This is a genomic window from Citrobacter sp. RHBSTW-00986 (assembly GCF_013783065.1).
GTDB classification, from domain to species: Bacteria; Pseudomonadota; Gammaproteobacteria; order Enterobacterales; family Enterobacteriaceae; genus Citrobacter; species Citrobacter braakii.
The window spans coordinates 2,757,017-2,769,472 of record NZ_CP056200.1 but is presented as its reverse complement, the minus strand read 5'-3'; the positions used below and the strand labels follow the sequence as shown (position 1 = coordinate 2,769,472).

Here is a 12,456-nt window from a genome sequence, read left to right as displayed (position 1 = left end):
CACGCAAGGCAGGACGTCAGGAGGCAAAATCGGCTAAGATAGCCGTTTTCTGATTTTTAGAATTAGTCTTTAGTGAAGCAACTGATTATGAAACCTCTTCGCCAACAAAATCGTCCGGTAATTAGCTATGTTCCTCGCGTGGAGCCAGCCCCACCAGAGCATGCAGTTAAAATGGATGCGTTTCGTGACGTATGGATACTGCGCGGAAAATATGTCGCTTTTGTCTTAATAGGGGAGGCGTTTCAGCGTTCGCCTGCATTTACGGTCCCGGAATCAGCGCAACGCTGGGCTAATCAGGTTCGCCAGGAAAATGAACTGAGCGATTAATGGATATAAAAAAACCGCCGGAGCATGACACTCCGGCGGTTTTTTGTTTTTCAGATTTAGCGATGCGCCAGTTCGGCGTTATCGTCGCTGTCCAGAATTGTTTTATCGGTCTGTTTCAGCCATTGGCTGGTCAGCGTACCGGCTGTCATAGAACCGCTCACGTTCAGCGCGGTACGGCCCATATCGATCAGCGGCTCAACGGAAATCAGCAGCGCAACAAGCGTGACCGGCAGACCCATAGCTGGCAGGACGATTAGCGCGGCAAACGTTGCACCGCCACCCACACCCGCAACCCCTGCGGAACTGACGGTGACAATACCGACCAGCGTCGCAATCCACATCGGGTCCAGCGGGTTGATCCCGACGGTCGGGGCGACCATTACTGCCAGCATTGCCGGGTACAGCCCTGCACAACCGTTCTGGCCAATGGTGGCGCCAAAGGAGGCGGCAAAAGAGGCGATGGATTCAGGCACGCCCAGACGACGGGTTTGCGCTTCCACGTTCAGCGGAATTGAGGCTGCGCTGGAACGGCTGGTGAAGGCGAAAGTCAGCACCGGCCACACCTTGCGGAAGTATTTCAGCGGGCTAACGCCGTTAACACCCAACAGGATCCCGTGTACCACGAACATAATGCCCAGACCGAGATAAGAGGCCACGACGAAGCTACCCAGCTTGATGATGTCCTGCAGGTTGGAGCCCGCAACCACTTTGGTCATCAGCGCCAGAACACCGTATGGTGTCAACTGCATCACCAAACGAACCAGCTTCATCACCCAGCTTTGCAGGGTATCGATAGCAACCAGCACACGCTCGCCTTTCGGCGCATCATCTTTCAGCAGCTTCAGTGCGGCAACACCGAGGAATGCAGCGAAGATAACCACGCTGATAATTGACGTCGGGTTAGCTCCGGTCAGATCGGCAAACGGGTTTTTCGGGATAAACGACAACACCAGCTGTGGAACGCTGAGGTCAGCTACTTTGCCAACATAGTTGGTTTCAATCGCGTTCAGACGAGCGGTTTCGGCCCCACCTTGCACCAGACCTTCCGCGGTCAGGCCGAACAGGTTAGTCACCAGAACCCCTACCAGCGCGGCAATCAGCGTAGTAAACAGCAGCGTACCGATGGTCAGGAAGCTGATTTTACCTAACTGAGAGGCGTTGTGCAGACGCGCAACGGCGCTGAGAATAGACGCAAACACCAGCGGCATGACAATCATCTGCAGCAGTTGGACATAACCGTTGCCGACAATGTTGAACCACTGTACAGAATCTTTAAGAACCTGGCTGTCGGAACCATAAATGGTGTGCAGGGCGAGGCCAAACACCACACCCATGACCAGACCGACCAGTACTTTTTTTGCCAGACTCCACTGCTTGTGACGGGCTTGCGCCAGCACGAACAGCAGCACTACGAACACGATAATGTTCGCGATTAATGGATAGTTCATCCCCGTTCTCCTGATCTTATTATGCGTATCACCGTGTGACGGTGATTCTGTTGGCGCAAGATTAGCAGAACTGTGACTTGCCTCTTATATTCAAATGGAATTGTTTATGCCAAAAATAACTTTATGGCTGATTTATTAGTCAACCTGGTGCGTTATAAAACGATTAAACTGCATTTGCAGCGTATTTATCATTTGTGATGACCAGCGCACCGCACTGTTCTCTTGTACGGTCTGCGGCATCCAGATTGCCCACGCGAACAGCGCCATGCACAGAAACCGCTCCAGTTGGTTGCCTTTTTGCGGCACGAGGATAGGCAGACGAAAACGCCAGCGGCAGGGCCAAAGCAGGGGGACGCCCGCCGGGGTCAACATGTCGGCCAGAATGTGGCTGAGATAACCGAGAACCATACCTTGTAAGGCATCCGCTGGAATTATCCAGGTATCAGGGACTTTCAGGTAAAACGTGGCCAGCAGGGCAAAAACCGCCAGCAGGCTATGTGTAAATCCGCGATGACCAAATGCCCGGGCAATGGGCTTTGATATCCACTTCAGACGCTGCCCCAGCAGGGATTTTGGATGATCGATATCCGGCAGCAAGCACGTCAAAATGGCTGAAGGAACAATATGCCACCAGTCACCCTGCGCAAGAACGGGCGTTAGCTCGGCATTCTTGGCAAATACCGCACAGGCAATAGAAAAAAGAAGGTGACCTTCTGCCGTCATGATAAAACCCAATAAACTGTCGATTCATACAGTATAGGGATTTTATACAGTAGGCGGAAGAGGTGACGTTGTAACCCTTTGTCACAAGTGCGCCTTTACCGCGCCAGCCAACCGCCATCCACGGCCAGCATATAGCCATGTATATAGTCCGAGGCAGCATTTGCGAGAAACACGACCGGGCCTTTCAGGTCATCAGGCGTGCCCCAGCGTCCGGCAGGCGGGCAATGCGATCATTGCCCGTCGCAGGATTAGCCGCGCAGGTGAGCGGCAGTGAGTTCGGTGAGCGAGGCCAGTTTGACGTCGGCCAGAACGAAGCGAGGATCGTCCTGATTTTCATGCGCAGGTACCACGATGGAACGCATACGGGCGGCTTTCGAAGCAATCATGCCGTTCACCGAGTCTTCCAGTGCTACGCAGTTTATAGGGTCAATGCCCAGTTTCGCCGCGCAATCGAGATAAACCTGCGGGTGCGGTTTGCTGTAGGGCAGTTTTTCCGCAGAAGCCAGTGCGTCGAAGCTGCTGCGCAGATCAAACATGATTAGCACTTTTTCCAGCATATGCAGCGGCGAGGCGGATGCCAGTCCTACTTTCAACCCCTGAGATTTACACAATGCCACGGCCTCACGCACGCCCGGCAGCAGTGGTTTTGTTTCTTCAACTAACGCAATTGCGCGGGTAATGATGCGCTCGGTTACTTCCTGACGTGAGGGACCGTTCCACGGTTGCTGCGCAAACCATAAATCAACCACCATGTCGATGCGTAAGCCAAGTGTATCGGGAAGTTCATGGCGGCGGGAGATATCAACGCCTAAACTTGCTATCACATCCAGTTCGGCCTGATCCCAAAGCGGTTCAGAATCGACCAGTAATCCATCCATATCGAAAATTGCAGCAAGAATTTGACGCGGGGTTGACATCACAACCTCTCCTTTACGGGTGATAAAAGGGATTAAGAGCCAGCCAGGACGGGCTCTGAGCGTTCATTATGGCTAATTCAGCAGTATACCGCCTTTAAAGATCAGGCGAAAACGATAATCAACGGGTAAACTTAGGCCAAAATGACACGTCTTAATCAAGGGGAACTCATGACGTATCAACAAGCTGGACGCATTGCCATCTTGAAAAGGCTGGTGGGATGGGTGATTTTCATTCCCGCGCTGATTTCAACCCTGGTTTCAGTACTGAAGTTTATGTATGCGCACAGCGAAAAGCAGGAAGGGATTAACGCGGTCATGCTCGATTTTGCTCACGTGATGATCGACATGATGCGCGTGAACACACCTTTTCTTAACGTGTTTTGGTATAACTCGCCGACGCCCGATTTTCAAAGTGGACTGAATCTCGTTTTTTGGCTGATTTTCATTCTGATTTTTATCGGTCTGGCGTTGCAGGATTCAGGCGCCAGAATGAGCCGTCAGGCGCGTTATTTACGCGAGGGCGTTGAGGATCAGTTGATTCTGGAACAGGCAAAGGGCAGTGAAGGGTTATCACGCGAGCAACTTGAGTCGCGTATTGTGGTACCGCACCATACGATCTTTTTACAAATTTTCCCGCTTTATATTTTGCCGGTGATCGTTATCGTGATTGGCTACTTCTTCTTTTCATTACTGGGCTTTTTGTAACTGCTGCACTATCAGGCCTGACGCGTTGCGAAACGCCAGGCCAGATAAGCAACGTGCGACTTTGCTAAGCCGCCAGTAACCTGTCCAGCGCTTTCTGCGCCACGACCAGATGCTGTCCCCCGAACAGAATAGCCCTGTTCAGCAGCGTATAGAGCTGGTAGACAGGCTGTCTGTCGAGAAAATCCAATGGTAGCGGAGAAACAGACTGATAACCGTCATAGAGTTGCGGCGGCTGATCGGTATGTAACGGCAGCATTGCCAGGTCACACTCTCTGTCCCCCCAGTAGCAGGCAGGGTCAAAGATGTACGGGCCGTTCGGGCCAAGGGCGCAGTTCCCGGACCACAAATCACCATGCAGAAGAGATGGCTGCGGCTGATGGGAAGAGAGACGCTGCTGAACATGCTCGACAATGGCGTCGATATTGCCAAACGCAATGCCTTTTTCAGCGGCGAGTTCCAACTGCCAGCCAATACGCTGCTCGGCAAAAAAGGTTGACCAGCGACGTTGCCAGGTGTTGGGCTGCGGCGTGGTAGAGAGCGCATTATCGAAGTCGAGCCCAAACTGCGGCTGATCGCTCCATTCATGCAAATGCGCCAACTGTTGGCCGAGGATAAACGCGTTGTGCGCATCAAGCGGACGGGGAGGGAGGAAATCCATCACCAGAAAGCTGTAATCTCTGTCTGCGCCTACCGCCCAGACTTTCGGTACAGATACGGTTTGACTGCGAGAAAGTAGCTCCAGCTGATCGGCTTCCGCCGTAAAGCCGGTTAACAGCTCTCTTTCATCGCATTTAACGAAAAAATCGCGCCCCGCATAGCGTAAATGCCATGCGGCGTGGATCTCTCCGCCGGGCAGTTCGTTACGCAGTTCGATTTCGCCTTCACCTAATTGCTCGCTTAAAAGACGACTGATAGCCTGCCACATGATGTCTCTCCCCATGTTGTCTGCCAGATCATAAGGTTAGCGCAAGAATGCGGTTAAAAAACACGAACTGACGCACACCACGGACGCGTCATCGCTGGAAAGGCACTTAATGTGTGTCGTTCTTCTTCACCTCGCATAGTTGTGAAGACGCCTAGTCGCACATGATTCACTGCTTTGTAATCATGTGATTTTTTATCATAGACGTATAACACCCATGCCGACAGTTTTACGGGGAAATCCCCTTGTATCTAGACAAGGGGAAGCCGTCATTACTGAGCCAGATACGCGTATATTTTTTGCGTATCGTCTAAAGCGCACAGACGCGTACCCTGATTCAGGGTGGCGGCGCTACCTGCGGCGACGCCGTAACGAACAATATCTGCAAAAGGTGCGCTCTCCGCCAGTTTAAGCGTCATGGCCCCGACCATACTGTCGCCCGCACCTACGGTACTTTGACTCTTCACCGGTGGCGGAACCACCTGGACACAGGTTTCACGATCAACGCCCAGCGCTCCTTGTGGTCCAAGCGAGACCACTACGCGATGCGCTTTTCCGCTTTGCACGATTTCTTGTGCGGCGTTGCGCACATCATCGGGCTGCGTGAGTTCGCGATTCACCAGCGCGCTCAGTTCTTTGAGGTTGGGTTTGACCAGTTCGATATTGCCGATGGTTAATGCTGCAGCCAGCGCTTCGCCAGAACTATCGACGATACAGCGAATCCCTTGTTTTTGTGCTGTGGTAATGAGCCGGGTCAGCTTCTCAAACTGTACGCCAGGCGGCAAACTGCCGCTAATAACCAGCAGTGCGCCAGACTCAATTTCCAGCACCTGATCCTGAAGTTGGTAGAACTCATCATCGGTGAGCGCAGCGCCTGGCATGACGAAGCGATACTGTTCGCCGCTGGACTCAACGTGGACATGGAGATTTTGTCGGGTCCAGTCTTTAGCTTCGACGGTGGATACGGGAACATTTTCGTCGGCGAGCAAAGCAACAAGATGCTCTCCGGTGGCGCCACCCGCAGGGACGATGGCCGTAGCGGTGCCGCCAAGATGGGCAATTGCGCGAGCGACGTTGATACCGCCGCCGCCGGGTTCAAAAACCGGCGAGGTACAGCGAAGCTTACCTTCCGGGTAGATTTGCGGCGTGATTGTTGCGCTATCGAGAGAGGGCGCAAGTGTTAACGTATAGATACGTACCATCTTTACCTCCTGTTAGGCTGTCCTCAGTCTGGCACTTAACCCCCCGAAAGTGAAGTAATTAACAACATGATTTTTCATATCTTTATTTAAAATATTCGCGTTAAAGATATATAAATAAAAAAACGGTTTAGGAACGCTCTTATTCAAAAAATGAAATAAGAATTTATTGCTATGTTATTCGAGTCTTTTTATAATTTGTTACCTTTCAAGGGTCTTTTGTCATTGATCCATATGAAAGTTTCCGAGACCGTTATGGTCTCTTTTTTTGTTGTACGGACTCTTAATAAATGAAGCTTTTGAAGACAGTGCCCGCAGCGTTACTGCTGACGGGTGGCCTGCTTGCGTCAATGCAGGCTGCCGCCGATGATTCCGTTTTTACTGTCATGGATGACCCTTCCAGCGCGAAAAAAACCTTTGAAGGTAACCTGAACGCGGGATATCTCGCCCAGTCAGGCAACACAAAAAGTTCTTCTTTAACTGCAGACACCACCATGACCTGGTACGGTCAAACTACGGCGTGGTCTTTGTGGGGAAATGCCAGCAATACCTCCTCAAATGATGAGCGTTCATCGGAGAAATATGCCGTAGGTGGCCGTAGTCGTTACAACATGACCGACTATGACTATCTCTTTGGTCAGGCAAGCTGGCTGACCGACCGTTACAACGGCTATCGCGAGCGTGACGTGCTAACCGCAGGTTATGGTCGTCAGTTCCTCAACGGACCAGTGCACAGCTTCCGTTTTGAATTCGGTCCTGGTGTGCGCTATGACGAGCACACGGATGGCACCACCGAAACACAGCCGCTGGGCTATGCGTCCGGGGCCTATGCGTGGCAGATGACGGACAATACTAAGTTTACGCAAGGTGTGTCGGTATTTGGTGCTGACGATACAACGCTCAATTCTGAAACGGCCTTGAACGTTGCTATCAACGAACACTTTGGGTTAAAGGTGGCTTACAACGTTACCTGGAACTCTGAACCACCGGCAACAGCGCCGGAGCATACCGATCGTCGTACTACTGTGTCACTCGGCTATCGTATGTAATGACAAGCCGGGTCAAATAATTGGCCCGGCTTTTCTCAATTAACGTTAAATTTATTTAATATTAAATCTGTGTTTTATTTTTAATACTTATCAATAACGCGCTATTTTCAGACGAATTCGATTTAATTGATAAATACAACGGAACCGGAACAGCGTGTGCCAGTATTTTAACCCCAGATCATCGCAGCCCAACGTAGCATCAGCATTGCCGCACAAATAACGAGCAGTATCACAACCATCTTCCAGTGTTTCTTCGCAAAGCGATTTGTTGGCATTGTCCTTTTCCTGCTCAGGTTAGATGACTTTATACAAGTGTAACAAAAACGTCAGGGTGTCAGTGAATTGATTTACATCATAGAGTGCGCGTTGATTGTTGCTTTGATCGGCTCGTAATGCCGTGTACACTGTCAAACGGTGTTATCAAAAAGCGGGTGTAGGTCCAGTGTAGCCATTAAGGCGACCAGTGACATATTTCGCAGAGTGAAGCGGGAATCAGCCCACACCTTTTTGATGATTTTAAATATTGAATCTTTGTATGTGATCTTACGTGTGGGTCACCACTGCAAATAAGGATATAACATGCCTGTTATTACTCTTCCTGATGGCAGCCAACGCCATTACGACCACGCTGTAAGCCCCATGGATGTTGCGCTGGACATCGGTCCAGGTCTGGCGAAAGCCACTATTGCTGGCCGTGTTGACGGTGAGCTGGTAGATGCTTCCGATCTGATTGAGCATGATGCGAAGCTCTCCATCATCACCGCGAAGGATGAAGAAGGTCTGGAGATCATTCGTCACTCCTGTGCGCACCTGTTAGGGCACGCGATCAAACAACTCTGGCCGCACACCAAAATGGCGATCGGACCGGTTGTTGATAACGGTTTTTACTACGATATCGATCTTGACCGTACGCTAACCCAGGAAGATGTCGACGCGCTCGAGAAGCGGATGCACGAGCTCGCTGAGAAAAACTACGATGTCATTAAGAAGAAAGTCAGCTGGTACGAAGCGCGTGAAACCTTCGTGAAGCGTGGCGAGACCTATAAAGTCTCCATTCTTGATGAAAACATTGCCCATGATGACAAGCCTGGCTTGTACCATCATGAAGAATATGTCGATATGTGCCGTGGCCCGCACGTGCCGAACATGCGTTTCTGTCATCACTTCAAACTGATGAAGACCGCTGGGGCATACTGGCGTGGCGACAGCAATAACAAGATGCTGCAGCGTATTTATGGTACTGCATGGGCCGATAAAAAAGCCCTGAGTGCCTACCTGCAACGTCTGGAAGAAGCGGCCAAACGCGACCACCGTAAAATCGGTAAGCAGCTTGACCTGTATCATATGCAGGAAGAAGCGCCGGGTATGGTGTTCTGGCACAATGATGGCTGGACAATCTTCCGTGAACTGGAAGTCTTTGTTCGCTCAAAACTGAAAGAATACCAGTATCAGGAAGTTAAAGGTCCGTTCATGATGGACCGTGTGCTGTGGGAAAAAACAGGTCACTGGGATAACTACAAAGATGCGATGTTCACGACCTCCTCTGAGAACCGTGAATACTGCATTAAGCCCATGAACTGCCCGGGCCACGTGCAGATCTTCAATCAGGGTCTGAAATCCTATCGTGATCTGCCGTTGCGTATGGCTGAGTTTGGTAGCTGCCACCGTAATGAGCCGTCAGGCGCGCTGCATGGCCTGATGCGCGTTCGTGGCTTCACTCAGGATGATGCACATATCTTCTGTACAGAAGAGCAGATCCGTGATGAAGTTAACGCTTGCATTCGTATGGTCTACGATATGTATAGCACCTTTGGCTTCGAGAAAATCGTCGTCAAACTGTCCACTCGCCCCGAAAAACGTATCGGTAGCGATGAAATGTGGGACCGTGCTGAAGCTGACCTGGCCGTTGCGCTGGAAGAAAACAACATCCCGTTTGAGTACCAACTGGGTGAGGGCGCATTCTACGGTCCGAAAATTGAATTTACCCTGTATGACTGCCTCGATCGTGCATGGCAGTGCGGTACTGTACAGCTGGACTTCTCTCTGCCGTCCCGTTTAAGCGCCTCTTATGTTGGCGAAAACAACGAGCGTCAGGTGCCGGTTATGATTCACCGCGCAATTCTTGGGTCGATGGAACGTTTCATCGGTATCCTGACCGAAGAGTTCGCTGGCTTCTTCCCGACCTGGCTTGCGCCAGTTCAGGTTGTCGTCATGAACATCACCGATTCACAGTCTGAATACGTCAACGAATTAACGCAGAAACTACAAAATGCGGGTATTCGTGTAAAAGCAGACTTGAGAAATGAGAAGATTGGCTTTAAAATCCGCGAGCACACTTTACGTCGTGTCCCTTACATGTTGGTCTGTGGCGACAAAGAGGTAGAAGCAGGCAAAGTTGCCGTGCGCACCCGTCGTGGCAAAGACTTGGGCAGCCTGGACGTAAATGAAGTGATTGAGAAGCTGCAACAAGAGATTCGCAGCCGCAGTCTTCAACAACTGGAGGAATAAGGTATTAAAGGCGGAAAACGAGTTCAAACGGCACGTCCGAATCGTATCAATGGCGAGATTCGCGCCCTGGAAGTTCGCTTAACAGGTCTGGAAGGCGAAGCTTTGGGTATTGTGAGTCTGAGAGAAGCGATCGAAAAAGCTGAAGAAGCTGGAGTAGATTTAGTTGAAATCAGCCCTAACGCCGAACCGCCAGTTTGTCGTATTATGGACTACGGCAAGTTCCTTTATGAAAAGAGTAAGTCTTCTAAGGAACAGAAGAAAAAGCAAAAAGTTATCCAGGTTAAGGAAATTAAATTCCGTCCTGGCACCGACGATGGCGATTACCAGGTAAAACTCCGCAGCCTGGTACGCTTTCTGGAAGATGGCGATAAGGCTAAGATCACGCTGCGTTTTCGCGGTCGTGAGATGGCCCACCAACAGATCGGTATGGAAGTGCTCAACCGCGTCCGTGACGATCTGAGTGAACTGGCAGTAGTCGAATCCTTCCCTACGAAGATCGAAGGCCGCCAGATGATCATGGTGCTCGCTCCTAAGAAGAAACAGTAAGGCCTTCAAGTAGCAATGTCTGTGGAGCCTGCGGGCTCCACAGCCGTTGTTCGCCTACGTTTCGTTTATTAACAATGCGAAGTGGAAGTTATTAAAATGCCAAAAATTAAGACCGTACGCGGTGCTGCTAAGCGCTTCAAAAAAACCGGTGGTGGTGGATTTAAGCGTAAGCACGCAAACCTGCGTCATATTCTGACCAAAAAATCTACTAAGCGTAAACGTCACCTGCGTCCAAAAGGCCTCGTTTCTAAAGGCGATCTGGGTCTGGTTATCGCGTGCCTGCCGTACGCATAAGCCGTTAACGTTTAATTAATTTTTTTACTAAGAATATAGATACAGGAGAGCACATATGGCTCGCGTAAAACGTGGTGTAGTTGCCCGTGCACGTCACAAGAAAATTTTGAAACAAGCTAAAGGCTACTACGGTGCGCGTTCTCGCGTATACCGCGTTGCCTTCCAGGCTGTTATCAAAGCTGGTCAGTACGCTTATCGTGACCGTCGTCAGAAAAAGCGTCAGTTCCGTCAACTGTGGATTGCGCGTATCAACGCAGCAGCACGTCAGAACGGTATTTCTTACAGCAAATTCATCAACGGCCTGAAAAAAGCCTCTGTTGAAATCGACCGTAAGATCCTGGCTGACATCGCAGTATTCGACAAAGTAGCGTTCACCGCTCTGGTCGAAAAAGCGAAAGCAGCTCTGGCATAAGCCGGTGAAAAGAGGGAGCCTGGCTCCCTCTCTTTTATTTGTAGTGCAATCAATTGGTTGACAATTTATCCGTAAGCCTTTTCAATAAAGGTTGTTCGGTTTTTACCACACAAGGTAACGCAAGCATGAATGCTGCTATTTTCCGCTTCTTCTTTTACTTTAGCACCTGAACTCAGGAGGCTTGCGCGTGAAAGAAGAAACGGAAAACAGCGCCTAAAAGCCTCCCTGGTGGAGGCTTTTTTTATACACGTTATCCTTCAGGCTGCCTCTGCATTGGCTGCAGTCGCTTCCCCCAGTCTCGTACGTGTGTACGCTCCTGAGGATTAGCGCTCTACTGCTGCCTTGACTCAGCCAGAATGATTTTGTGTATATACGAGCGACTAGTGAATATCGCAACATAACGAGGAAAACCATGTCACATCTCGCAGAGCTGGTTGCCAGTGCAACGGCCGCCATTAACCAGGCTTCAGATGTTGCCGCGTTAGACAATGTCCGCGTCGAATATTTGGGCAAGAAAGGGCACCTGACCCTTCAGATGACTACCCTGCGTGAACTGCCGGCAGAAGAGCGCCCGGCAGCAGGTGCGGTGATAAACGAAGCCAAAGAGCAGGTTCAGCAAGCGCTGAACGCGCGTAAAGCCGAATTAGAAAATGCCGCGCTGAATGCTCGTCTGGCTGAAGAAACGATCGATATCTCCTTGCCTGGGCGTCGTATCGAAAACGGCGGTTTGCATCCGGTAACGCGGACTATCGATCGCATTGAAAGTTTCTTTGGTGAGCTGGGCTTTACCGTGGCGACCGGTCCGGAAATCGAAGATGACTATCATAACTTCGATGCGCTGAATATTCCTGGCCATCACCCGGCGCGCGCTGACCACGACACTTTCTGGTTTGATGCGACTCGTCTGCTGCGAACGCAGACTTCCGGCGTGCAGATCCGCACCATGAAAGAAAAACAGCCGCCGATCCGTATTATCGCTCCGGGCCGCGTATATCGTAACGACTACGATCAGACGCACACCCCAATGTTCCATCAGATGGAAGGGCTGATTGTTGATACCAACATCAACTTCACCAACCTGAAAGGCACGCTGCACGATTTCCTGCGCAACTTCTTTGAAGAAGACCTGCAGGTTCGTTTCCGTCCTTCCTACTTCCCGTTCACCGAACCTTCTGCGGAAGTCGATGTGATGGGTAAAAATGGCAAATGGCTGGAAGTATTGGGTTGCGGAATGGTTCATCCGAATGTGCTGCGTAACGTCGGTATCGATCCGGAAATCTACTCTGGCTTTGCATTCGGTATGGGTATGGAGCGTCTGACCATGCTGCGTTACGGCGTAACCGATCTGCGTTCTTTCTTCGAAAACGATCTGCGTTTCCTCAAACAGTTTAAATAAAGGCAGGATA

The 12,456-nt window shown here is 50.7% G+C and carries 15 protein-coding genes, 1 pseudogene and 1 other annotated feature; of the genes and pseudogenes, 9 read left to right on the top strand and 7 right to left on the bottom strand.

Annotated elements, in window-relative coordinates:
- Positions 1-84: 84 nt before the first annotated feature.
- Positions 85-327: a cell division activator CedA gene (gene cedA / locus HV345_RS13580; RefSeq protein WP_029139771.1), complete on the top strand. Its 243-nt coding sequence runs from the start codon at positions 85-87 to the stop codon at positions 325-327.
- 56 nt (positions 328-383) lie between these two features.
- Here the strand turns inward: cedA and tcyP are convergent, their stop codons facing one another.
- From tcyP to hxpB, 4 genes and pseudogenes are all read right to left on the bottom strand, one after another.
- Positions 384-1,775: a cystine/sulfocysteine:cation symporter gene (gene tcyP, locus HV345_RS13575; RefSeq protein ID WP_019078417.1), complete on the bottom strand. Its 1,392-nt coding sequence runs from the start codon at positions 1,773-1,775 to the stop codon at positions 384-386.
- Between the two features lie 135 nt (positions 1,776-1,910).
- Positions 1,911-2,510 carry a metal-dependent hydrolase gene (locus HV345_RS13570; protein WP_087050648.1) on the bottom strand — a complete coding sequence of 200 codons (600 nt, stop codon included), beginning with the start codon at positions 2,508-2,510 and terminating at the stop codon, positions 1,911-1,913.
- 83 nt (positions 2,511-2,593) lie between these two features.
- Positions 2,594-2,716 (bottom strand): annotated as a pseudogene (locus HV345_RS13565) (SDR family oxidoreductase); the annotation flags it as partial.
- 30 nt (positions 2,717-2,746) lie between these two features.
- A complete protein-coding gene (gene hxpB, locus HV345_RS13560; RefSeq protein ID WP_103928135.1) occupies positions 2,747-3,415 on the bottom strand; it encodes a hexitol phosphatase HxpB in 669 nt (222 codons plus the stop codon).
- 168 nt (positions 3,416-3,583) lie between these two features.
- Here hxpB and HV345_RS13555 point away from each other — a divergent pair, with 168 nt between their 5' ends.
- Positions 3,584-4,120: a YniB family protein gene (locus tag HV345_RS13555; RefSeq protein WP_019076635.1), complete on the top strand. Its 537-nt coding sequence runs from the start codon at positions 3,584-3,586 to the stop codon at positions 4,118-4,120.
- Between the two features lie 64 nt (positions 4,121-4,184).
- Here HV345_RS13555 and HV345_RS13550 read toward each other — a convergent pair whose 3' ends face one another.
- Together HV345_RS13550 and pfkB are read right to left on the bottom strand one after the other, a co-directional pair.
- Positions 4,185-5,045, bottom strand: a complete 861-nt coding sequence (locus tag HV345_RS13550; protein ID WP_016152861.1) for a fructosamine kinase family protein — start codon at positions 5,043-5,045, stop codon at positions 4,185-4,187.
- Positions 5,046-5,314: 269 nt separating this feature from the next.
- A complete protein-coding gene (gene pfkB / locus HV345_RS13545) occupies positions 5,315-6,244 on the bottom strand; it encodes a 6-phosphofructokinase II (RefSeq protein WP_181635686.1) in 930 nt (309 codons plus the stop codon).
- Positions 6,245-6,531: 287 nt separating this feature from the next.
- On the opposite strand from pfkB, the gene HV345_RS13540 reads away from it, so the two are divergent.
- On the top strand, positions 6,532-7,290 hold the full coding sequence (locus HV345_RS13540) for a YdiY family protein (protein ID WP_181545929.1): 759 nt from the start codon (positions 6,532-6,534) through the stop codon (positions 7,288-7,290).
- Positions 7,291-7,457: 167 nt separating this feature from the next.
- Here HV345_RS13540 and yniD read toward each other — a convergent pair whose 3' ends face one another.
- A complete protein-coding gene (yniD, locus tag HV345_RS13535; protein ID WP_003030590.1) occupies positions 7,458-7,565 on the bottom strand; it encodes a small membrane protein YniD in 108 nt (35 codons plus the stop codon).
- A gap of 304 nt (positions 7,566-7,869) precedes the next feature.
- On the opposite strand from yniD, the gene thrS reads away from it, so the two are divergent.
- From thrS to pheS, 6 genes are all read left to right on the top strand, one after another.
- Positions 7,870-9,798 (top strand): threonine--tRNA ligase, encoded by a 1,929-nt coding sequence (gene thrS / locus HV345_RS13530; RefSeq protein ID WP_016152864.1) that lies wholly within the window; start codon positions 7,870-7,872, stop codon positions 9,796-9,798.
- Positions 9,799-9,801: 3 nt separating this feature from the next.
- On the top strand, positions 9,802-10,344 hold the full coding sequence (gene infC, locus HV345_RS13525; protein ID WP_048997935.1) for a translation initiation factor IF-3: 543 nt from the start codon (positions 9,802-9,804) through the stop codon (positions 10,342-10,344).
- 96 nt (positions 10,345-10,440) lie between these two features.
- Positions 10,441-10,638, top strand: coding sequence for a 50S ribosomal protein L35 (gene rpmI / locus HV345_RS13520; protein WP_003030583.1), 198 nt, complete (start codon positions 10,441-10,443; stop codon positions 10,636-10,638).
- 55 nt (positions 10,639-10,693) lie between these two features.
- Positions 10,694-11,050, top strand: a complete 357-nt coding sequence (rplT, locus tag HV345_RS13515; protein ID WP_003030578.1) for a 50S ribosomal protein L20 — start codon at positions 10,694-10,696, stop codon at positions 11,048-11,050.
- 120 nt (positions 11,051-11,170) lie between these two features.
- Positions 11,171-11,295, top strand: a sequence feature (Phe leader region).
- On the top strand, positions 11,176-11,220 hold the full coding sequence (gene pheM / locus HV345_RS26235) for a pheST operon leader peptide PheM (RefSeq protein WP_001386830.1): 45 nt from the start codon (positions 11,176-11,178) through the stop codon (positions 11,218-11,220). It overlaps the preceding feature by 45 nt.
- Before the next feature lie 167 nt (positions 11,296-11,462).
- Positions 11,463-12,446 (top strand): phenylalanine--tRNA ligase subunit alpha, encoded by a 984-nt coding sequence (gene pheS, locus HV345_RS13505; RefSeq protein WP_016152865.1) that lies wholly within the window; start codon positions 11,463-11,465, stop codon positions 12,444-12,446.
- Positions 12,447-12,456 lie beyond the last annotated feature (10 nt).